This is a genomic window from Candidatus Woesebacteria bacterium (genome assembly GCA_016700095.1).
Lineage (GTDB): Bacteria > Patescibacteriota > Microgenomatia > UBA8517 > UBA8517.
In genome coordinates this window covers 510523-532337 of the sequence record CP065002.1, presented here as the reverse complement: position 1 = coordinate 532337, position 21815 = coordinate 510523, and the positions used below count along the sequence as shown (strand labels likewise).

Annotated in this window: 22 protein-coding genes; 6 read left to right on the top strand and 16 right to left on the bottom strand. The window is 37.0% G+C overall.

All coding sequences use genetic code 11. The features are described from left to right. Window positions 1-3: 3 nt before the first annotated feature. The gene (locus IPM62_02625) at window positions 4-255 is read right to left on the bottom strand and encodes a thioredoxin family protein (protein ID QQS39482.1); all 252 of its coding nucleotides are present in this window, start codon (window positions 253-255) and stop codon (window positions 4-6) included. Next, window positions 252-578, bottom strand: a complete 327-nt coding sequence (locus tag IPM62_02620; protein ID QQS39481.1) for a winged helix-turn-helix transcriptional regulator — start codon at window positions 576-578, stop codon at window positions 252-254. Before IPM62_02620 ends, IPM62_02625 begins: the two co-directional genes overlap by 4 nt. 544 nt (window positions 579-1122) lie before the next feature. On the opposite strand from IPM62_02620, the gene IPM62_02615 reads away from it, so the two are divergent. After that, window positions 1123-2313, top strand: a complete 1191-nt coding sequence (locus IPM62_02615) for an MFS transporter (protein QQS39480.1) — start codon at window positions 1123-1125, stop codon at window positions 2311-2313. A gap of 148 nt (window positions 2314-2461) precedes the next feature. Then, entirely contained in the window at window positions 2462-5518 is a 3057-nt protein-coding gene (locus IPM62_02610; protein QQS39479.1) for a hypothetical protein, read from the top strand. A gap of 362 nt (window positions 5519-5880) precedes the next feature. Here the strand turns inward: IPM62_02610 and IPM62_02605 are convergent, their stop codons facing one another. From IPM62_02605 to IPM62_02575, 7 genes are all read right to left on the bottom strand, one after another. Then, window positions 5881-6972, bottom strand: a complete 1092-nt coding sequence (locus IPM62_02605) for a YibE/F family protein (protein ID QQS39478.1) — start codon at window positions 6970-6972, stop codon at window positions 5881-5883. Then, window positions 6969-7778 carry a metal ABC transporter permease gene (locus IPM62_02600; GenBank protein ID QQS39477.1) on the bottom strand — a complete coding sequence of 270 codons (810 nt, stop codon included), beginning with the start codon at window positions 7776-7778 and terminating at the stop codon, window positions 6969-6971. The genes IPM62_02605 and IPM62_02600 overlap by 4 nt, the downstream gene beginning before the upstream one ends. Next, window positions 7775-8518, bottom strand: a complete 744-nt coding sequence (locus IPM62_02595; protein QQS39476.1) for a metal ABC transporter ATP-binding protein — start codon at window positions 8516-8518, stop codon at window positions 7775-7777. The genes IPM62_02600 and IPM62_02595 overlap by 4 nt, the downstream gene beginning before the upstream one ends. Beyond that, entirely contained in the window at window positions 8515-9465 is a 951-nt protein-coding gene (locus IPM62_02590) for a zinc ABC transporter substrate-binding protein (protein QQS39475.1), read from the bottom strand. Before IPM62_02590 ends, IPM62_02595 begins: the two co-directional genes overlap by 4 nt. Further along, on the bottom strand, window positions 9462-9890 hold the full coding sequence (locus IPM62_02585) for a transcriptional repressor (protein ID QQS39474.1): 429 nt from the start codon (window positions 9888-9890) through the stop codon (window positions 9462-9464). Before IPM62_02585 ends, IPM62_02590 begins: the two co-directional genes overlap by 4 nt. Before the next feature lie 43 nt (window positions 9891-9933). Continuing rightward, entirely contained in the window at window positions 9934-10386 is a 453-nt protein-coding gene (locus IPM62_02580; GenBank protein QQS39473.1) for an NUDIX hydrolase, read from the bottom strand. 94 nt (window positions 10387-10480) lie between these two features. After that, window positions 10481-11878, bottom strand: a complete 1398-nt coding sequence (locus tag IPM62_02575; GenBank protein QQS39472.1) for an aspartate--tRNA ligase — start codon at window positions 11876-11878, stop codon at window positions 10481-10483. A gap of 295 nt (window positions 11879-12173) precedes the next feature. On the opposite strand from IPM62_02575, the gene IPM62_02570 reads away from it, so the two are divergent. Then, complete coding sequence (locus tag IPM62_02570; protein QQS39471.1) at window positions 12174-12788, top strand: hypothetical protein; 615 nt, start codon at window positions 12174-12176, stop codon at window positions 12786-12788. A gap of 17 nt (window positions 12789-12805) precedes the next feature. Here the strand turns inward: IPM62_02570 and pyk are convergent, their stop codons facing one another. Next, entirely contained in the window at window positions 12806-14230 is a 1425-nt protein-coding gene (pyk, locus tag IPM62_02565) for a pyruvate kinase (GenBank protein ID QQS39470.1), read from the bottom strand. 109 nt (window positions 14231-14339) lie between these two features. Between pyk and IPM62_02560 the strand changes: the two genes are divergently transcribed. Further along, complete coding sequence (locus IPM62_02560) at window positions 14340-15620, top strand: ferric reductase-like transmembrane domain-containing protein (protein QQS39469.1); 1281 nt, start codon at window positions 14340-14342, stop codon at window positions 15618-15620. Here IPM62_02560 and IPM62_02555 read toward each other — a convergent pair. The 4 genes from IPM62_02555 to IPM62_02540 all read right to left on the bottom strand — a co-directional run bounded on the left by IPM62_02555 (window position 15617) and on the right by IPM62_02540 (window position 19489). Continuing rightward, window positions 15617-16666, bottom strand: a complete 1050-nt coding sequence (locus tag IPM62_02555) for an alpha/beta fold hydrolase (protein ID QQS39468.1) — start codon at window positions 16664-16666, stop codon at window positions 15617-15619. The genes IPM62_02560 and IPM62_02555 overlap by 4 nt on opposite strands. Window positions 16667-16762: 96 nt before the next feature. After that, window positions 16763-17296 carry a transglycosylase SLT domain-containing protein gene (locus IPM62_02550; GenBank protein ID QQS39467.1) on the bottom strand — a complete coding sequence of 178 codons (534 nt, stop codon included), beginning with the start codon at window positions 17294-17296 and terminating at the stop codon, window positions 16763-16765. Between the two features lie 227 nt (window positions 17297-17523). Continuing rightward, the gene (locus IPM62_02545; GenBank protein QQS39466.1) at window positions 17524-17895 is read right to left on the bottom strand and encodes a response regulator; all 372 of its coding nucleotides are present in this window, start codon (window positions 17893-17895) and stop codon (window positions 17524-17526) included. 43 nt (window positions 17896-17938) lie between these two features. Next, a complete protein-coding gene (locus IPM62_02540; GenBank protein QQS39465.1) occupies window positions 17939-19489 on the bottom strand; it encodes a PAS domain S-box protein in 1551 nt (516 codons plus the stop codon). A 151-nt stretch (window positions 19490-19640) separates the two neighbouring features. Between IPM62_02540 and IPM62_02535 the strand changes: the two genes are divergently transcribed. Together IPM62_02535 and IPM62_02530 are read left to right on the top strand one after the other, a co-directional pair. After that, complete coding sequence (locus IPM62_02535; GenBank protein QQS39464.1) at window positions 19641-19991, top strand: hypothetical protein; 351 nt, start codon at window positions 19641-19643, stop codon at window positions 19989-19991. Between the two features lie 168 nt (window positions 19992-20159). Beyond that, window positions 20160-20444 (top strand): hypothetical protein, encoded by a 285-nt coding sequence (locus tag IPM62_02530; protein ID QQS39463.1) that lies wholly within the window; start codon window positions 20160-20162, stop codon window positions 20442-20444. Window positions 20445-20632: 188 nt separating this feature from the next. Here IPM62_02530 and IPM62_02525 read toward each other — a convergent pair whose 3' ends face one another. Both IPM62_02525 and IPM62_02520 read right to left on the bottom strand, forming a co-directional pair. Then, a complete protein-coding gene (locus tag IPM62_02525) occupies window positions 20633-21184 on the bottom strand; it encodes an NAD(P)H-dependent oxidoreductase (GenBank protein ID QQS39462.1) in 552 nt (183 codons plus the stop codon). A gap of 19 nt (window positions 21185-21203) precedes the next feature. Continuing rightward, the gene (locus IPM62_02520) at window positions 21204-21812 is read right to left on the bottom strand and encodes a hypothetical protein (GenBank protein QQS39461.1); all 609 of its coding nucleotides are present in this window, start codon (window positions 21810-21812) and stop codon (window positions 21204-21206) included. Window positions 21813-21815 lie beyond the last annotated feature (3 nt).

Here is a 21815-nt window from a genome sequence, read left to right as displayed (position 1 = left end):
ACATTATTTCGAAGCTTCACGAATTGCTGATTTTATTTTTTCAATATCTGGTGTGAAACCAACCATCGCAATTTTGTCATCAACTGACAAAACAGGACTCGTCATTGACCCCAATTCAATTATCTTACCGATTCCCTCACTACCTGTTAAATAATCTACTTCACCTGACAATTTCATATCACTAACTGCCTTTTTTGTAATTTCAAATAATTTTTTACATGTCGGACACCCCGACCCTAGAACTTGGATTTTCATTTATCTAACACCTCCTTTATCGGAATACTAAAAAGTAATTCGGTAACGAGTTTACCTTTGTCGGTCAAAGAATAATACACACGCAAACCCCTCTTGTCGTCAACTACGATTTCTGCACCTTTTAGGTCAGATAAGTGATGAGAAATAAGACTCTGTGACAAATCAATATGTTCCATCAATTCACAGACACAATGTTCACCTTGACGAAGAATGCACAATATTTTTAACCTACTTTCCTCAGAAACCAGTTTTAAAACGGAAGATAACGAGTGTAGTTTTTTTGATTCCGAACCAGAAGGTATACAACAACTATATGAACCCATGTTCATATTATAAATACTTATCTAGTTACTACAAGTAGATGATTATGGTAAGCAAGAAGTTAAAGTATGTATTACCAAAAACACAAGCAAAATTACCAAGATCAAATTAGCATCTAAGTCATATCTGATGAAAGTAATCACAATAAAGTAAAACAAGGTAGGGCTAAGTAACTAAAACTGTTAATTTACACAAAATATATCTATTGACACATGTTATGAATAGTGTAAAAATGCACCTATATGACACTAGTGGAAGTTTGTCCATTAACACAAGAACCGTGCATTAATACTTCATTTAAGACAGTTGACTGCAAAGATTGTCCATTTTTTTGCGGTAATCGTGATATAACAATTCCCCGTACTCCAAGAAGTCAGACTTCAGAATTACATAGGCATCAAATACCACTTAAGCCACCAAGGGCTTAATAAAAATAGTTGATTCTCCTTCCGGGTACGTACTTTCAACTTGCTGTCACTTACCTATACAAATTGCTTAGGTTATAAAGGAATGAATGAGCAACGTATTTAAGCTACAATAATCATTGTGATTAAAAGAAATATACCACTATCTTACTTACTCGCATTTTCCAAAACAACTTGGTTTTGGCTAGGCATATGGATTTTCTACTATTTAAATTTCACAAATTACGCAGGAGTAGGAATTATCGAAACTGTAATGATTCTCTCCTTTACCCTATCGGAAATCCCCACCGGGGCACTCGCCGATTTACTTGGAAAAAAACGAGCATTAATATTGGCGTTTTTTTTAGAAGCGGTTGGATCTTTAATAATGGCAATGGCAGTTAATTTTCAATTTTTATTAGTGTCGGTATGCATAATGTGCATCGGAGGAGCCCTCTACTCCGGAACTATCGATGCATTAGTTTACGATTCACTTAAAGAAGAAGGTAAGGAAGATATCTACGATAAAAAAATATCACACATCAACACAATTTCTTTGATCGTTCCCGCACTTTGTGGAATTATTGGTGGCTATATGTACAAGATTCATCCTACTCTACCTTTTTATGCAAACACCCTCGGTTACTTGTTTGGTTTCGCGGTTTCCTTTTTCATCGTAGAACCACATATTGATACTGAGAAATTTTCATTTACGAGTTTTGTTAAACAAAGTCGTCAGGGTTTAAAAGAATTATTCAAAACAGGACGTGTCAAAAACCAAACCTTATTGTTATTATCGATTGGTTTTTTCATGGTAATTTCCGGTGAAATGCTTGAAAGTTTTTTGGCATATGATTTTGGATTCGATGAAATTAAATTAAGCTATCTCACATCTACCATTTTTATTGTTTCCGCACTCGCCTCTTTGTTAACGCCTGTTCTTAGAAAAACATTAAGAGGAAATCTTTTTACGATCATATTTGGACTTCTGATCGCGTTAACTTTGTTGGTTTCACCGTTACTGGGATTAATAACGGGTGGATTGACACTTACTTTGCGAGCTTCACTTGGCGGTATTTTTGCAAACCATACCTCGACCGCGATAAATAATACCACTCAGTCAAAATATCGTGCAACAACTCTCTCCACCTTCAATATGCTTAAAAATATTCCTTATGTATTAACTGCTTACCTAATTGGCTCGATGACTGACGCTTTCTCACCGAGAGTTATTTCTTTTTATCTTGGAATTGTAATGTTAATTTTAATCGGTCTTCAATTTCTACCCAAGAAGATCTCAGGCGATTACGATAAACTTACAAATAACCGCTGAAGCAAAGGTAATCGACAAAGTAACCGATTATTTTTATTAAAGTTTTTTTAATAATAAAAGTGCGCCTTGTTATTTTGCAGATCATCCCTAGACCCTCCCAATAATCCAATATTGCAGTAATTATTATTAATGATTATGATTTATGTTAATGAGTGAATACTCTAAACTTCTTGATCTTGCTATTGAAAGCGGCGCCAACCAATCTGACATTGTGGAGAAAATCCGGTCAAAAGTGCTTGATAATTATTACACTCTTTATCCCGATAGCCAAAGAAACGCCGAAGTAGTCATCAATGCTATTACGGGTGACATAAAAGTAGTTGCCGACGGGAAAGAAGTCGCTCCCAAGGAATTTGTACATTTAGCCGAGAAAACCGCACGGGAAATAATTATCGACAATATATCAAAAAATGCACCACAAACGGATAAGTCACCCCAAACCAAAAACGATAATGACAAATTCACATCTTTTATGGCCGGTTTTATTTTCTGGGGATATAACCTTCTCTATATTGCCCTAACTTCTGCGATACTAGTTCAAGCACTTTTTTCCAAGCGATCCGAATTTATTAATTTAATCACTGAAACAAACCCTTTTAAAGTTATCCTTGTTTTGGGATTACTTCTTGTCCCCTATTTTGTTGTTTATCTTTCTTTGCACCTGAGAAAACAAAATATTAAATATAAATACGGAGGTATATTTTTCCTATTGGAAATACCCGTAGTTTTGGCGGGTACAACATTTCTCACTCTTTTTCCCGAACCGAGTAAAATTATGATTTTCCTTTTCGTGATTATAATGTCGTCTGTTCCGATGTTTTTTGCAAACATAACCGGATATGAATACAAATTCAAAACCCCTTTATTTATGGCACTTTTTATCAAGTTAAGTCTTTTTATTACTCTTTCGTATTTGTGTTTAATTCTTAGTTTCTTTATCGCTCCTCTATTTGCGGAGGCTTTTTATGATATTTTGTTTTCTCGATCTTTCGATTTTGCAGATATGTTCGTTCGTGTTTTGGAATTTATTATCATTTTTATTCCAGTATTGCTGGTCTTGTCGATTCCTTTTTTGGTAACAATTAAGTCTTTCAAAATATTTTATTTACAATGGATAAAATCATCCCGCGATAAGGGAGAAAATTATCTTGTCACAAGATCAATTGGAATCACTGCGATCTGGATTATCCTTGTAGCAATCTTGTCATACCAACCCAGTCCTGATAACTACTTCAATAAATTGCTTGACATCCACAAGCTCTCGACTTACGAGGAACGAGAAAGCTTAACTCTGGAGCTGTCGAGTAAGAAAAATCTCTTAGAAAACGCCATCAATGATATGGCTAATTTCAAAGATAGGTATATCATGGCGAAAAACGATGACACTATAAGTCGGTTATATATCGATTCTTTTGACCTCGACAGCGACACGGCCACAAAAATAGAAGATGTATTTGAAATTATCGCCTACCCTTTTGTTTACCAGGGTAGTTTTGAAAATAAATATACAATAATTAATACCTATAATTATGTATTTGGTGATGACAAAGAAACAACACTTGCCATTCAAAATGTTGATTTGATAAAAAGAAATATTGACACCGTAACGTCATACGATGGTCTATTGGCAACTATCACGATAGAGGACGAATTCAAAAATACAACCTCACGCAACGAAGAGGTCTCATATCATTTTTCACTTCCCCCTGGATCTGTGATAACCAACTTACAACTTGGACCGGATTTGGAATTCAAAGGACTGGTTGCTCCACAAGGAGCTGCAACTCGTACTTTTAATGCTCAAATACAAACACAGCGCGATCCCGCACTTCTCGAACAAATCGGACCAAATTCCTACAGATTAAGAGTGTTCCCCATCCCCGGTAAAAACGATACGGTAACTCTTAAGGGAAAAAATCAACGAGTCGCGTTTACATACGTAACCGCAGTCGAGAAAAACGGATTCGCTCTTCCCTCATACAAAGAAAACATTAATATTAAAGACACTGGTGTCATCTACTCGCTAAAAGTTAATGGAATATACAGTAATTTGTCACAAGATAATGTAACCAAGGGTGGATATATACCTTCACCGGAAAAATGTAATTACACCTTAAACTCGCAAACTGATCATCTGACAAAAATAACGAACTATGGTTTTCAAAATCCATGTAACTTGATAGCCAACGCAAAGGACCTCAAAATTGCCATCTTTTTTAATACCACCATTGCAAACAAACAATACAAGTACGAAGAAAAGTTGAGTCGATTTTTCAAAGACAATGAAGGATTTCTTTCTGCAAATTCTGTCGAGTTTTTCAAATACAACGACGTAATCAGTAAACCACAAACGTTAACTAAATTAAATAGTGATCAAATCCTGGACAATATAACATATTTTGGCAGCACTTCTATCGTCGATTTGTCCGCTAGCATCAAACGTTCTTATGATTTAATTTTTGTTTTTGACAATATTTCAAAAATGACCAAATCGCTTTATGACAACGTCTCACTAATTAATGACACCGGCTTTTTGCAAGTTTCTGACAATCTCCTGCCTACTCTTTTAAAATCCAATACCTATTCTTACACGAGCTTCGAGCAAGCTTTGGTATATGCATTAGCACACAACTCTTCCTTCGATTCGATTGTCGCTCCCAATATCCACGGTGAATTTAGCAAGGTATATGTCGATTTACCGATATTAATAGAAACTCAAGCATCCGATCCTCTTTCCTACGTTTTTGCCAAGGCTATTATTGATGAGAAAATACGCGATAGAAGCACGTTGATACAAGATACGGCATTTCTCGACGAACTTGATTTAATTGCTACAAACGCTAATATCGTGACACCTTATTCATCATTGATTGCGCTAGTTAATGATCAACAAATTTCACAGCTGGAAAGAGAGTCTATGCGAGCAGATAGATATAGAGAACAAACTACGACCCAACCCCAACGCGTAACGCTGTCGGATCCGGCTGACGGTATTAGTTCCGATTTAAACCTTAACTTCTTTGGAATGAATAAAAGTGCAACTGACACACAAATGATGCCTCCAGTCGGTTACGATAATGTAAGTGCTCTCGATTATTCTTCCGGAATATTTAGTATCATTGGACCAATTACAGCCTTCGGACTTTTTATTGTCGTAATCGGTGGAATTGTATTTATTGTAAGAAAACGTCTTCCTAGAAAATAACTTGTCGAAGATATAACACTACTACCTTATGTTCGTGATCATATCCCGAGTGTTACCCGAGACATCCTCTACCAATAACTTTTGTCAAAGACAATATATTTACCAAACGGTAAGATAAGTTGGTATATGTAACCACGACCCACAAGCTTGTTATTAAGGCATTACTTAAAAAGCATTCTCAATACTTCATATACCCACGGGTAATTATCTATATTTTTTGCGAAGTTTGAAATAACAATATCGTGAATATTCATCCTTTAATAATCTGAGAAGATTAATTGAATAATTCCCGCCCGTCGCGATCCATTGGTTTAAGTATTAAAAGAACTGAATTTGAATATTATTACCAAAGTGGAAGCGTTCTACTTATTTCTATACTTATAGGCAGCAATAAGGGTTGTGATAGGTACAGCTAGAATTAGCCCCATACTTCCGACCAAGGTTCTCACAACTTCTTCCACGATCATTTCAATATTAATTACATCCGAAAATGTTGATGTGTGATTTACAAATAAGATTAGTAATGGAAGCGATGCTCCCGCGTAAACAAGCACCAGAGTATTTACAAGTGAAGCAATATGATCGCGACCGACATTCATGGCACGCGTAAATAATTCCGCGAACTTTAATTTTTTGTTGGTTGATTTTAATTCTGCCACGATGCTTGCTTGCGAGATTGTAATATCATCCAAAACTCCCAGTGAAGAGATAATTATTCCTGCAAGAAGCAAACCTTGCATATTAATTTTATCACCCAATTGATAACTCACAAAAGAAGCCTCTTCTGATCCGAATCCTGACAAGTGGGTAATTTTTACCGCTACTAAGGCTAATATTCCTGTAAATACCAAGGATATTATAGTTCCAATTGAGGCAATCCAGGTTTTTGTTTTGAATCCATGCGACAAGCTAAACGTAACCGGTATTATCATACTTGAACCAATTACTGAGACAACTATCGCGTTATGGCCTGAAATTATAAAAGGTAGTACAAATTTGAAAATAATTAAAAAAGAAAATACCATTCCGACGATAGAAGAAGCTCCCCATATCCCACCCACTAATATTGTCATAAATACAAACACCGCGAAGATCGTTTTTAACCCACCTCGCCTTACATAATCAGTTATATAATAAAGATCTTCATTGTCGACGGTTACAGTATGCATAATAACAATTTCATCTCCTTTGAAGTATTGCCTAGCGGCTTCAATCGATATGGTGTCGTTAACAATTTCTAAACTCTGTCCCTTTTTTACTCCTCGGGTTATATCTACGATAAGCTGTTGATAAAGATAATCTTCACCCAAAGGATCAGTTTTTGTCTCGTTTTCAACATTTATAATTCTCCCCTCGTAAATCTCCTCACCAGGATATCCTTGTGCTTTTATGCCTGGGGAGAAAATAAACACAGCAAGAAAAAAGAAGAAAGAGAATACTTGCAATACTTTCATAACTTATGAGTAACAACAGCTACTAGAAATATTAATCCCGACACGGTTGCAATTGCAGGACCAGTGGGCACATCAAAAACAAATGACAAATATATTCCTAAAAAAGTAGACAAGACGGAAACGATAGGCGTAAAAACAAACATTTGATTGAGAGATTTGGCGTACAACCGAACCGTACTTGCCGGGATAACAAGCAGTGCATTTACTAAAACAATCCCCACAAGCCTAATACCCGCAACGATTGTAACTGCAAGTAAAACATTGTAAATTACATCAATTTTCGTAACTTGGATTCCCGTTATCTTGGCGTACTCGGAATCAAAAGAAGCAAAGACCATTTTTTGTTTTAATATAAGCATGGTAATAAATGACACCAACACAATGACTAAAACTATGAATACATCATTCCATGAAATCGCTAAAATACTTCCAAAAAGAAAACTCACCAATTCGGGTTGATAGCCAGGTAGAAGAGCGAGCAATATTACCCCAACCCCCATCGAAAAAGGAAGGATGAAACCCAAAAGCGAGTCGATCGGTAAGTCACTATGTTTTTTCAGATAAGGTAGGCCAAATGCAACAATGACAGCATAAATTGCTGCTGCAATAATCGGGTTAATACCAAGTAAAAGTCCCACCGCAACACCCATTAACGACGAATGAGCAATCGCGTCGCCAAAAAAAGACGATTGTCTAAGTATTACAAGTACTCCCATCCAACTGGTTAGCGCAGCAACCAATACTCCACCAAGTAATGCTCGGTAAACAAATGGATAAGTAAAAAACTCTGTAAATTGCTCGATCATATGTGTTTGTGATTATGGTTGACGTGTCTATGACCGTAAAATTTCAAATCGCGGCCGTACAGATTTTCAAAAGTTTCTCGATCCAATACTTCTTGTGGCTTACCCGAACAAAGTAAAGTTTTGTTTAAACAAATTACTTGACTCGCGTACGTAAATACAACATCCAACTCATGGCTTGCGATAAGTGCAGTTACTTTTTGTTTTTTAACCAAAGATTCGATAAGATCGTAAAATGTTTGCTCTCCGCCCACATCCACACCTGCTTCGGGTTCATCTAAAATAAGCAGCTTGGGGTCGTTAATTAACGCCCTGGCCAATAATACTCGCTGCAATTGGCCTCCCGATAAAGACGAGAGTTTTTGAGTAATAAGTTGGTAGGCATCCACACGCTCTAGGGTTTTTTTAATCTTTTCTTTAATTACATTTTTCTTCAAAGACATCAAAGAAAAGGCAACAAATTCACCAACCGTTATTGGAAATGTTGGATCAAAAGTAAATCTCTGCGGTACAAAACCGATGTTTGAGTAAACTTCATTAACATTTTTACCAAAAACTTGTATTGTTCCCTCATATTCCAATAATCCAAGGATAGCTTTTATCACGGTTGATTTACCGGAGCCGTTAGGTCCGATCAAAGCATTAATCGTGTTTTCCTCTACTTGAAAACTTACGTTTTCAACCGCATGATAAGCGTATCCGGGATATTTTACTGTTAGATTGTCGATTTGGAGAGCTGTCATTGTAATGTCGCTATAACCTGATCTGTATTATAGCGCATTAAATTGATGTACGTATCACGCTTTTCTACACCTCCAATAGGATCAAGTGTAGATATTTTAACATTCAAATCATTGGCAATAGCATCAAGCATTTTGGTAGAAAACTGAGGTTCGGAAAATATCGCAGTGATGGCGTTATGTTCTACCTTTTCCTGAAACTCGGTCAAATACTGAATCGTCGGTTCTTCTCCGGGAAATTCTTCAAAAGTGGCAACGATATTTAAATTGTAATCGTTGGCATAATATCCCCAAGCATTGTGAAATGTAGCTATATTTCTCGAGGATACCTGCGATAATGAACTTTCGATTTCTCGGTCAAGATCATGTAATTTTTCAGAATATAAGTCATAATTTTCCTGAAAATGACTCGTGTGCTGAGGATAAAGTAGCGACAACTCAGTCTTTATTTGTTCGGCAATCATTGTCGCATTTCTTACACTGAGCCAATAATGCGGATCGACCCCTTCGTGATGATGACCACCTTCTTCACTATCGTGATTATCAAACTCTTCTTCATGTTCATCTTCATGACCTGCTTCATGTTCGGTTTCATCGAACTCGCGCAAAGTAATATTTTTATCAAGCGTAATTATTTTCGTTTCATTGTCGGCAAGATTACTAACCCATCCATCTAAACCTTGACCAACTGCAAAAACGGCTCTGCTTTTTGACAACTCCTTAGCTTGTTTGGGTGTTAAATCAAAAGTATGTGGACTTGCTCCGCTAGGTAAAATTACGACAATGTCAATGTAATCACCGGCAATATTTCGGGCAATATCATAGATAGGAAATATCGTCGCGGCAACTTTATTGGTATCATTGTTTTTTGCCTGTTTGCTACTAATTACCATAACCGCTGCAACGACTATTACGACTAACACTAAAATTAAATAATGAATCTTTTTCATGAATGACATTTCGTACACAGACCATAAAATTCCAACGAGTGCTCACTAACCTTAAATCCCTTCTTTTCAATTCCGGCTTCAATTTTCTTTAATGTTTCAGCCAATTCGTCGGATTTAAACTCATCCGTAGCTCCACACGATGAACAAACCATATGATGATGATGTGGTAAAAAAGCCTGTTCGTAAAAAGTCATGTTAGACTTAAGAATAATTTCCTTGATAATTCCGTAATCAAGCAAAAATGCGAGTTCACGATAAACCGTAGTTTTGTTGACGTTTATATTTTGTTTTTTAAGAAGTTTTATAATTTCCGGAGCGCTTAACAAAGTGTGATTAGTAAAAAACATACCAATCATCGCTTTGCGCGTTTTTGTAAGTTTTCTTTCTTTAATTTTCAATAAGTCATAAACCTGATCAACGTCCATATTAGTATTATATGCAACCAAGGTGCATATAGTCAAGTGGTGATTATTTCCAAGGAAAGTCTTTGGTGAGTTCCAAGTATTTATTTACAAAATACTTACAATGTGGAGTTAATTTGTAGTCAAGAGCCTTGTCGGGTTTTACCCATACATAGTCATCGTGTTCCCAATTTAGGTCAATACTGTCTACACTATCTTGCGACATAAAACCCGCTACAACTGCGGAATTGTCGCCATCTAGGTGTGTATATATCGCAAATGGAAACAAGTTATCAATGCGAGATTTTGTCTCTTCCATCACTTCTCTTTTTGCGCTGGTATAAATATCTTCGTTCTTTTCTAGTGCTCCACCCGGAAAAGACCAATATCCCGCCATGTTTACTTTGTCTGATCTTTTGAGTAACAGTATTTTTCCGTCTGAATTAGATAAAACCACTTTTGACCCAACAATCATGAAGTTTTTGACCGGGATATAGTTGGGGTCGTAATCGTTAGTCATATTTTAAAATATTTAATATGTATAGTTATATTCGTTATGTTCCCGAGAAAGTAAAGACAGTTTGTGCCACAAATAATGAAGAATAAACACAAACCTACTTTTTGATACTAACTGCTATTCCCAGTTCTTTCAGTTGGTCGCTTGAGGCTTCACTCGGAGCATCAAGAACTGCAATTTGACCCGAAGCGGATGTGGGATATGCCATCACTTCCCTTACGCTTGGTTCACCCAGAATTACCATGATAATCCGATCAAGTCCCGGCGCTACTCCTCCATGTGGCGGTACGCCATATTTAAACGCGGTAAGCATATGGTCAAACTGCTTTTTTTGTTTTTCACTGAATCCTATCAAGTCAAAGACTTTTGATTGCACTTCGGGCTGGTGAATTCTTATGCTTCCTCCGCCAACCTCATAACCGTTAAGCACCATGTCGTGTTGCAAACCGCGCACCTTAGTGGGATCGGTATTAAGTAGCGGAATGTCATCTGGATGCGGTGCTGTAAACATGTGATGACTTGGTGCAAACTTCGCCGATCCGGAACCGTGATAAAAGTCGTCGTCGGATTGCTCGGTAAAAAGTGGAAAATCGACAGTCCATGCAAACGCTAATTCGTTGGGGTCATTTTTGTCTTTTCTCAAATCCGGTTTGTCAGTGCCGTACTTTTTGATCGTTTCTTTGTGGGCAATTCTCGGCCATGGTGACTGTTGTATTTTTTTCTCGGGGAAAAACTTTTCAACAACTTTGGTAAACAATTGTTCGATTAATACTAAAATATCATTCTGGGTGACGAAACTCATTTCCATATCAAGTTGAGTAAATTCACCATACGCCCTATCGGCTCTGGGGTCCTCGTCTCGAAAACATCTAGCAAATTGGAAATATCTTTCCATACCCGCGACCATCAACAGCTGTTTGTATTGCTGAGGAGACTGCGGGAGAGCGTAAAAATTACCCGGTTGAAGCCGTGACGGAACAATAAAATCTCGTGCACCCTCCGGTGTCGTTTTGGTAAGAATGGGCGTTTCAATCTCTACAAAATCGTAATTTTGTGTCAGTTCACCACGAATAAAAGTCGTAATCTCCGATCTTAGTCTGATATTTCTTGCCATTCTTTTCCTGCGCAAATCCAAATATCGATACTTATTTCTTATTTTTTCATCAATGTCATATCCGTCCGTATTTATAGGAATCGGTAATTCCTCAGACATTGAAATAACGGTAAGTTTTTCAATCTGTATTTCGACTTCACCTGTTTCTAAATCCTTATTAATTAATTTCTCAGGTCTTTTGGCTACCGTTCCTTCCACTTCAACTACGCTTTCCGGCGTAACCTTGGTTAGCGAAGAGCCGACACATTGAATGAGACCTTTTCTGTCTCTTAAATCAATGAAGGTAATTTTTCCGTGATCGCGAATTGTATCCACCCAACCTTTGAGTAATACTTTCTCGCCGATTTTCTTGATAGTGTGTGTTGTAAGAGTTCTGTCCATTTTTTATTTTGGCTTTAACATTAACGAAATATTATTTTCTTCTGAATCTTTGGTTTATAAAAACAAGACGCTTTATAAAACAAAAAACCCGCCCTTTAAAGGGGCGAGTTGCCTCGCGGTGCCACCCTAATTTATTTCTTAATTTAGTAGGTTTAACGCTAACCTGACGGGAGGGTCTACTAACAGTTACGCTTTCTTCCTCCAGCTTGTTTGGTGTTTGCCAAACTCAAACGCTTTGATTGGTATTTTAGTTTTATTGACTATTTATGTCAAGACCTGGTGTATCATATTATTTATGGAAAATTCCCACGATGTAATTAAACATCTTTTAATAAGTCATCAGATCAAGAAGGTAACTTTAATTGTTCACAAAGTGGGATCAAACTGGAGCCAAAGATTTACTAACAAAAGTATGCGAGAAAATATGCTTGCGGCATATACTGATGCAAGGGTGGAAATACAATCACATAGTATTTCCTCTTTAGAATACCTTAGTCTCGAGTTATCCGATTTCAAGGAGAGGTTTACCTTAAAAAGCAATGAAGTTGTATCGTTGTCATCACGAGTTAAAATACGTCGTACTTACTTACACATACCGATGATGAATTTCCATACCGAAAATGGTTTTGGTGAAAAAGAAATATGTAAAGCGATTGCATATATCTATCCCAATAATAAGGGTGTGCTCCTTAATTCCGGCAGGCACCAACATTACTATTGCTTGGATAAATTGTTAAGTCAAAGCGAGTGGGAAAAATTTCTTGGTAATTTCCTTATCCCCTTTAATCTGGTTCATCCCGGATATATCGGGTATCAACTTTATAGAGGCTTTTCAACGTTAAGAATTACTTCGCAAAAGGAGTTTAAACCCCAAGTTCCCAAAGTTATAAAAATGTTTAATTTTGACTAATACATTCTTTTTCCGTTTTAAACAACGCGAAGCAACACTATCGAATTTGTTTTTCCAGGTACGTCTTTTTGTTGACCATAAATCACTAATATAAGCTGATCTTTTTTTACAAACTGATTGTCTTTTAATTGAGAAAGTATTTCATACGGATGAATCAATTCGCCTTTGAGAGGAAAATCAATTACTACGGGAATTACACCATACGACATTTTTAGTTTTTCCGCAGTTTTCTCGTGAGGTGTAAGAGCAATAATCGGCGCATATGGTCTGTAACTTGCAATCGACCGAGCGGTTGACCCGCTTTCCGTAACCGCAACAATATAGTCAATTTTGAACTGATTATTTTTCAACGATGTGCTTACATTTGCCAACGATCCGGCAGCATTAATTATCAACTGCGCATCGTTGCTCATGTCCATTTCCACGTCGGAAATTTTCGCAACTTGCTCGTTAAACTTAGCGATATTCGCCATGGCTTTTACTGCCCTAACCGGAAATTTACCCATCGCAGATTCCCCCGAAAGCATAATTGCATCCGTACCATCAAATATTGCATTGGCCACATCGGTTGCCTCGGCACGACTAGGTACAGGTTTAGTCATCATGGTTTCAAGCATTTGAGTCGCAACAATTACCGGAGTTTTAGCAATTCTGCATCTTTTAATAATGTCTTTTTGATAGTATGCAAGTTGTTCGAACGGTACCTCTATCCCCAAATCTCCTCTTGCCACCATAACGGCATCTGATTCTTCGATAATCTCATCGATATTATCCAGTCCCATTTTACTTTCAACCTTGGAAACAATCCCCGCATCAATCTGCATTTTTCCCATAACTTTTCTTAGATGCGTTATATCTTTTTTACTACGAACAAACGAAAGTGCGACAAAATCAACCTTTTTCTTGGTCACTAAGTGTAATTTGGCTATGTCATCATCTACAAGTGAAGGAACATCTAAGTTTTTCCCTACTAAATTCAAACCTTTATTATTTTTTATCACTCCCCAATCTTTGGCTTTAGCGAAAAAAGAATTTGATGAGGTTTTTGTCACGATAAAGCCCACCGATCCATCATCAATTGAAAATTCATCACCTTCAATCATTCCATCAAAAAAGGCTTTATTTTTCACCCCGATCACATCACAAGTACTTCCGGGATCCAAAACAAATTCAATTTCGTCACCGATATTTGCTTCAATATCGTTAATAACTTTTATTCTTAATTCGGGTCCTTGCAAGTCGATCATTATTCCGACTAAAGTCTTTAAGTCATCGGCAACTTCTTGTACTATACCAATCGCATCTTCATGCCACTTAATATCTGCATGTTTCATATTAAAACGAAATATGTCTACGCCATTTACAATTAAATCTCTTATAATTTCTCTGTCCTGTGAAGAAGGGCCTAGTGTTGCAATTATTTTTGTTTTTTTATAAAGCATAAATATCGACGATCTCACATTTTAACAGAAATACATTTAACACCCAATGCGCAAACACGTTTATTATAACCGGGTAGAAATGTTTGCCTGATTCTTGTAACATTATGAAATGGGAAAAAATATCGCTCTACTTATTGGTTTTTCAATAATTATTTCAATTACCCCGTTTTTGTTCCTTTTTGAAAATTTCTCACCGGATAACTTCTTGTATGATTTTGCCAACATTTCAGGATTAATTGGCGCAACACTTTTACTTTGGCAACTCCTTCTTGGCAACAGACGTGTATTTCGGAAGTTTACACCCGACTTCATTTCATTAAACAGGTTGCACCAACTGTTGGGCAAATACGGTTTATTTTTTGTATTCATCCATCCGTTTCTTCAAGCTTATAAATTTGCATATGGTTTTGATTTTGTTTTTATTCCCAGACTTGGCACGCAATTTCTAGTTAACGTAGCTTTTGGTCGAATGGCTTTTTATTTATTTTTAATACTTATAGTTTCAAGTGTAATTTTGCGAAAAAAGATTAAATACCGCCCTTGGCTTTATATTCATTATCTTGCTTACCCGATGATGATCTTGGTTTTTGTTCATGCAACGCTTGCCGGGTCGTTTATCGCACAAATAAGTTTTATTAAATATTATTGGTGGTTTCTTGTTGTAATATTTTCGCTAACACTCGCAACACGAATTTTGCGGTTTTTAAATATCGGTAAATATAAATATCGACTTATTGATATAACCAAACATACAGGTGACATTACTGTCTTCACTTTCACGCCACTTGGTCAACAAATCGTACCCAAACCGGGTCAATTTGTTTACCTCAGGAAAGGAAAATTTAGCGAATCTCATCCCTTTACTATAATGGAATATGACGATACCACTGGTAATATGAAATTCGGCATAAAAAGAGTTGGGAAATATACCAACTCATTAAACATACTTGAAAAAGGTTGTACCGTTTACGTCGATGGTCCATACGGCGTATTTACCCTCGAAGGACAAAATAATTCTCCCAAACTTATCCTCGCCGGTGGAATAGGCATAACTCCATTTGTCGAATTGGTTAAAAAGTACGGCAACAAAAACACAACACTGTTTTATTCCAACAAAACACATGAAGATGCGCTTTTTAGTTCTCTTTTTACACGGAAACTGGGCAAGAATTATATCGAGGTAATCACAAATCAAACTACAAGTAGACCACAAGCAGTAAGCGGTAGACTAAGTAAAAATATATTTTTAACATACGTGGATAGAAACTTAGTTAAATCGGCTAATATATTTATTTGCGGAAGTAGCGGTTTTATGAAAGAAATGAAAAACATGCTTATCGATTTAGGAGCACCTAAAAATAATATCTTTTACGAAAAATTTGAGCTCTAATCACTTGTTAGAAATTCAGCAGTCCTGTCCATGGCTTGGTTGAAAACCGACCCCTCCAGATTGTGCCCACCAAACGGATATTCATAAATCTCATATTTAATATTGTTGGCGTCAAGAATTTTAACCAAGTTCCTGGTGTAATTTATACTCACCACGTTGTCATTGACGGCATGATGTAGTTGTACTCTACCCCTAACACCTGATAGATAATTAGTAGGGACGATACTTTTCCAAAATTCACTGTCTTTATTAAATTCGCCATACGTATCAAATAACTTTTTTCTCTCAAGTGCACGTTTGTTGTCGGTTGGTGGCCGATAACTATTGTCGGAAATACCATAATCCACGAAGTCCTGGTATGTGTACACTGCCCCTGCCCAAATTACGATTTTCGGTATGTCATTGTTCACAACAAAGCTTCTAAATACAATATTCCCCGCCATCGAATGACCCCATAAACCAACACGTGTCTTATCAACCAACCTGCTTTTGGAAAGAGCGCTATAAGCATTTAGCGTATCAACTACGTACCCTTCGGAATAATAAGCGCCGGATGGACTACCTTCGGATTCACCATGGCCTCTTAAATCAATTTTAAAAACCACGCAACCTTTGCCCGCCAAGTATTTAACGTATGACGTGTAATTTGTCTCTGTTTTGTAGTCATCTGGAGGAATATACCCGTGAACAAATACAATTGCCGGCCAGCCTTCAGTCGGCATGTCTTGGGTGGGAACGACTAACAAGCCATGTATTTTTAAGCCATCCGACACATAGCTTGTTAAGTAGGAAATCGTATCTGTCTCGTGTGAAATTTTTTCCAACTCGGATAAGTCGCTTTCGTATACACGTTCACGCAGTGATTGTATCGCAATAGTGTGGAGCGGTTGTTGATTAGAACTTTGCTGTTGATTGAAATTATCACTTACGGCGGTCGGTGATTTTTCAACGTAATTATTAAGGACAATATATGTAAAACTAAAACCGGTAAATGCGGTTAAGCAACAAAATATTACTAATAGTAAGGTGAATCTATTTTTGGGCATATTGATTATTATATAGATCTACTGCTCGATGTCTATATTATTTACTAATTCAATTGACTAAAGAGTAGAGATTTTCGGATCACTTATTTATAATCGTCAGGGATTACAGTTTGGCCAAATATCTCCCCTTCCAATCGACAAAACATATGCTCCGGTTTGCACTGCTTCTTCAGCATTTGTCCGAAGAGTTGTATCCGTATCTTCACCCATTAATTGTCTGTACTTTATCCAGGTATTCGAACTGAATTGAAATAGACCGGCATAATTTCCATTAATCGCTTCCGGTCTAAATCCCGATTCACATGTTGCGATGTGGCGCAAAACATTGGGGTCAACTGCATATTGACCGGCAAATCGTTCGATGAATCCGTGAATTATTTCAGGTTTAATACTAGGTTGCAAAACAATTGTCGGTGACGGTATTGGAATACTTGGTTTTACCGTTGGTATTGGCGTTATTGTAGGTAATTCGGTTACGAGTGTGGGGAATGGTGTAATACTCGGAGTTTGCACAATTTCATTATTTTGACTAGTCCAATTATCATTTCTCCCGGTACGTACTATCCGTACTGCATTATAAAAAAATGTAAATGATATTAGTCCAGTTAAAATATATAAAACAATTTTCACAAGTCGATTATATCAACATTTACGATTTAACGACTTGAAATGACGTCCTCTACCGACAAAAGTCGGTAGTATCCGTCTTCTCAATAAGGATTCGATCTAAAATCACTGATTGAAATCAGTGATTTTAGACTTAACGAGAATAATTGGAAAAAGATAAATCCTTTTAAGCTTTTTAAGTAAACATAAAAAAACGAGAAGCCATAACAACATGTATTGAAGGTTGTCTATTAATTACTAGTAACGTACTCACCAATTTTTTCGACTAAATCACGTGTTGAAAAATCGGTTTTAATTAAATAATCGCTTGCCCCCATTTTCATCGCTTTCAATATATCTTCCGATTGTGCAAGATTTGTTACCACTAAAACCGGAATATTTTTTAAATCGGCATTCTCTTTAATTTTTACCAGAAGTGTAAATCCGTCCATAATTGGCATAACAAGATCAAGGATAATAATGTCCGGGATATATGATGCTAAAATATCTAGGGCAACTTGTCCATTCTCAGCCAGTCGCACTTCGAAACCTTTTGAAGACAATGTAAATTCATAGGCCTTCAACAAACTCTTATCATCCTCAACAACTAATATTTTTGTCATGACTTATTATTTATTATAACACCGAGAAACTTACTATTAACCATTACCGAACGGGTAGTACAAATGTAAATGTCGTTCCCTCTCCTTCACAGCTTTTAAACCATATTTTTCCACCCGAAACCTCGACGATTGATTTAACCAAATACAAACCCAAACCCGTCCCCTCGGTTACCACCGACACTACATTGCTGGCACGGAAAAACTTGGAAAATACTTTATCGTAATCACCTTGAGGAATTCCCAATCCATTATCTGATATTTCAGAAATAAATTCGTTTCCTGAAATACCCAGTTTAACCTGTATAACGCCACCTTCATGACTATATTTGATTGCATTTGAAATTAAATTCGAATACGCTTGTCTTACTAGCTTGGGATCAATCGTTATGTTCGGTAAGTCGTTTACCGTCGAGAGGTTAATTTTCACCTTTCTCTCCTCGCTAACCGCAGTCAATTCTTTTATGATATCTTTCACCAACTCTTCAATGTCTGTTGATACGGGTTCAACCACCAATTTACCTGATTCGATTCTGGAAATATTAAGTAATGTATTAACCAGCTGTATCATTCTCTCATTGGCTGATTGAATTTCTATAATCAGCTCTTTTTGTTTATCAGTTAAATCACCGGCATCGCCATCAAGAAGTATTTCCGTGAACCACTTCATTGACGACAAAGGTGTGCGAAGCTGATGGGACGACAGTGAAATAAATTCCGTTTTCATTTTGTCAATATCTTTCTCCTTGGAAATGTCCCGCATTATACTAACCCCGCCAAACACTTGTCCGAAAAGATTAACGGGGGTGGCAGTAACCGATGCGGCAAATCGCGAACCGTTTTTTCGTCTACAGTAATATGATTGATTTGTCACCTTTTCATTGCTGTACAAGGCATTTCTGATCGGCCGTTCTTCGATCGGTACAACACTTCCATCTTCCTTTTCAAATTCAATCGCACGAACCAATTGTTTACCCACCAGGTCATTAGACGACCAACCGGTCAGATTTTCCAATGACGGATTTACATAAATAATTTCTCCCTTGTCGTTTATACTACTCACTCCATCTCCAATACTCTCGAGGATTGCTTTACGCCTGGCGTCGGTTTCGGCAAGTTGGCGATTTGACAAAAATAATTGCCGTTGAATGTCGATAAGTCTTTTAGCATCCAGGGCAGATAACTCACTAGATTGTTTGATTATGTATCTTGCAATATGCGACAGATTTAGTAATTTATCATCATCCTCTTTCGTAAATCCCCTTTTATTCTTATCGGCAATCCACAAACACATTGCCATATTCTGTTTACTTTCCAACGCAATACCCGCATAAAATTTTACACTCGGCTTAGGTTCGCTTACATACTTTCCACTATTATCAAAAATAAATATGCCGTTTCCTTTAAATATATATTTGGACAAGGATAAATTAAGAGGAATCAGGCTAGTAGTAAGACCAACACTGACAACAACAACTTCGTTATTTTGGTCTACATTGCTAATTGCGGCAAACTGACATGTAAACATTTCCGCCGCCAGAGTAACTACTTTTTGCAGCACGTCCAAATTACTAATCTTTTCGCCGGGCAGATCCATGTAACATTATGTTATCAAATATAGGAAGTGTTTAGTAAGGAAGTCCGATTACTTTCTATACAGATTGTGTTGTTATATAAAGCTTGTACTCTTGTCAAGACTTGTAATTCGAATAATTACACATTAATATTTTGTAGGTAATTACTTTTACATGGCTAAAACTAAATACAAAGAATACGTCGACAGGATGCTGGAACAACACAAAAAGGTGTTTGATTCTTTCCAAATTCTTCACGATGCCTACACGAAAGACCCCGACAAATTACAAGATCAATTTAACCAAGAAGGTGCAATCGTGCTCGATATCATCCATGACTGGGAAGATAAATTGTGCAAGCAATCGGAAAAAGGCGGCTACTCGCAATATACCCCCAAATTGGCAGAAAAATTTCAAATGGAGGTAAAAAATTATTTTCCTTTAATTGATCACATTGGCATCAAGGTCAGTTATGCCCCAACGGGAAAAGATAGCTTCTATTTGAAAAAAATTGACCTCAAGTAAGTGAAATTTAACTCCTTATTATTTTAATAAATTTACGGTTGACTAATAAACGATCATTAACAACCGAATGCCAATACTTTGTTAAGTTAAGGTTGTGATATTAGTTGGCTAGTAAACGTTAACGATGTTGGTATAATTATTACGCTATATTTGGTAACATATGACTAGATGGACAATATACACGACAAAAAAGAAATACTAGTAATTAAAAGGGATAATTCCGAAGAAGTTCTCGAAACACAAAAGTTTACAAGAATTGCCAAGGCAACCGGTTTGTCCGATGAAGAAGCGTCTAGAATTGCCGATATTATTCGCGACCGCGTTTTAGTTATTGCTTTAAAAAACGCACATAAAATAAAATCGACTGAGATTAGAGATATTTTTATCGACGAACTTTCAAAAACCAATCAATACGCCGCCAACCTCTACAAGTGGTACGAAACGACAAAATAATACTCCACGAACCAAAGTCAGTGGTAACTTTTTTTAACTAAGTCAGAGGCAACTTTTTTTAAGCCCGTCGGCGGTAGGACAAAAAACACCTTCCACGCGACAACTCACGTGGTATTGCGATTAGTAAAATATAAATATATCTTCAAACACTACCGCAAGTAAGTCAAAGTAAATTCGCCAACACGATTTTACGAGTGTTGTCTTCCCCACGCCAAAGTCCTCGCAAGCCAGATAAGTTCTTTGTATGCTTCGTGTATTCGTCTTATACTAGATTCCTCTTTGAGATCACCGCTTTCGTCAAACATATTGATCACATCGGGAAAATACAAGTCCTTCTTGGATATAATTAAACCGGTTGTACGAAGTGGAGCAATCAGTGCCTCAACAGCTCGCGTACCTCCCCACGGACCATTTGAGACACCGGCAAGGGTTGCCGGTTTATGCAGATAATTTTGATACTCTGTATCAAATAGCGTTTTAAACGAACCCGGAAATGAGTGGTTATATTCAGGTACAACAAAAATAAAAGCATCTGATTCTTTGGTTAATTGGGAGTACTCGGCAATTTTTACACTTTCTGTGTCTCCATCATGCGGAATATTATAACTACCTGCATCAAAATACTTTGTAGAAATTTCGCCAAATTCATCCCCCACCCGCTTTATGAGTTGGGCAACTCGTGTTGACTGGTTACCCATCCGATTTGTCCCCAATACAACAGCAACTTGTAGTTTCTTCATAGAAATTGGTTTAATATACTCAAAAACTAATATTAAAATCGAGTATGGGTAGATCAAGGGATGATTCTTTTAATACCGATGTTGTCAATTCTTGATCTAGAATTAGCATATCCTTCTCAAGCTGGTTTAGAATTTCATCATCATTATATACAGAGGGTACACTAGGTTTTGTGTCACTCGGAGTCGGAGTCGGATCACCTGGTGTATTTACAATTTCAGTATTTCCCCCCACTTGCTCTTCGGTAATGTTGTCAAACAGCTTCGTTCCCGTATAGATTAAGCCGGTCACAACAAATAGAACAAAGATAACAACCGCCAGTTTCTTAATACTATTTTTATTTACTCGTTTTTTGGGCGTGTCTTGTACTTCGGCGCCTTGAGTAGCTTTGGGTAAACTACCAACCTGGGGATTAGAAACAACCTTGGCATCCGCTTTGTCAGAAGGTGTAACCCTCTTTAACTTACCAAAAAGTAAAGCTTTTTTGGTTTTTAGTAAGTTAACAAAAGCTACCACCGTATTAAAAAATACGGGGTTGATGGCACTAAAACCATCGGGCGGGCCGCCTCGAGATGCGTTATTTATCGGTTGTACCAAATCAGGATCCTTAATATCCAAATCGTTTTTCATATC

Bases quoted from the DNA above. Each gene is read 5' to 3' on its own strand.
- IPM62_02555 (QQS39468.1), bottom strand. From the start codon at position 16,666: ATGCCCAAAAATAGATTCACCTTACTATTAGTAATATTTTGTTGCTTA.
- IPM62_02540 (QQS39465.1), bottom strand. From the start codon at position 19,489: ATGGATCTGCCCGGCGAAAAGATTAGTAATTTGGACGTGCTGCAAAAA.
- IPM62_02600 (QQS39477.1), bottom strand. From the start codon at position 7,778: ATGATCGAGCAATTTACAGAGTTTTTTACTTATCCATTTGTTTACCGA.
- IPM62_02545 (QQS39466.1), bottom strand. From the start codon at position 17,895: ATGACAAAAATATTAGTTGTTGAGGATGATAAGAGTTTGTTGAAGGCC.
- IPM62_02560 (QQS39469.1), top strand. From the start codon at position 14,340: ATGGGAAAAAATATCGCTCTACTTATTGGTTTTTCAATAATTATTTCA.
- IPM62_02570 (QQS39471.1), top strand. From the start codon at position 12,174: ATGGAAAATTCCCACGATGTAATTAAACATCTTTTAATAAGTCATCAG.
- IPM62_02535 (QQS39464.1), top strand. From the start codon at position 19,641: ATGGCTAAAACTAAATACAAAGAATACGTCGACAGGATGCTGGAACAA.
- IPM62_02530 (QQS39463.1), top strand. From the start codon at position 20,160: ATGGACAATATACACGACAAAAAAGAAATACTAGTAATTAAAAGGGAT.
- IPM62_02610 (QQS39479.1), top strand. From the start codon at position 2,462: ATGAGTGAATACTCTAAACTTCTTGATCTTGCTATTGAAAGCGGCGCC.
- IPM62_02605 (QQS39478.1), bottom strand. From the start codon at position 6,972: ATGAAAGTATTGCAAGTATTCTCTTTCTTCTTTTTTCTTGCTGTGTTT.
- IPM62_02520 (QQS39461.1), bottom strand. From the start codon at position 21,812: ATGAAAAACGATTTGGATATTAAGGATCCTGATTTGGTACAACCGATA.
- IPM62_02525 (QQS39462.1), bottom strand. From the start codon at position 21,184: ATGAAGAAACTACAAGTTGCTGTTGTATTGGGGACAAATCGGATGGGT.
- IPM62_02580 (QQS39473.1), bottom strand. From the start codon at position 10,386: ATGACTAACGATTACGACCCCAACTATATCCCGGTCAAAAACTTCATG.
- IPM62_02625 (QQS39482.1), bottom strand. From the start codon at position 255: ATGAAAATCCAAGTTCTAGGGTCGGGGTGTCCGACATGTAAAAAATTA.
- IPM62_02595 (QQS39476.1), bottom strand. From the start codon at position 8,518: ATGACAGCTCTCCAAATCGACAATCTAACAGTAAAATATCCCGGATAC.
- IPM62_02575 (QQS39472.1), bottom strand. From the start codon at position 11,878: ATGGACAGAACTCTTACAACACACACTATCAAGAAAATCGGCGAGAAA.
- IPM62_02590 (QQS39475.1), bottom strand. From the start codon at position 9,465: ATGAAAAAGATTCATTATTTAATTTTAGTGTTAGTCGTAATAGTCGTT.
- IPM62_02620 (QQS39481.1), bottom strand. From the start codon at position 578: ATGGGTTCATATAGTTGTTGTATACCTTCTGGTTCGGAATCAAAAAAA.
- IPM62_02585 (QQS39474.1), bottom strand. From the start codon at position 9,890: ATGGACGTTGATCAGGTTTATGACTTATTGAAAATTAAAGAAAGAAAA.
- pyk (QQS39470.1), bottom strand. From the start codon at position 14,230: ATGCTTTATAAAAAAACAAAAATAATTGCAACACTAGGCCCTTCTTCA.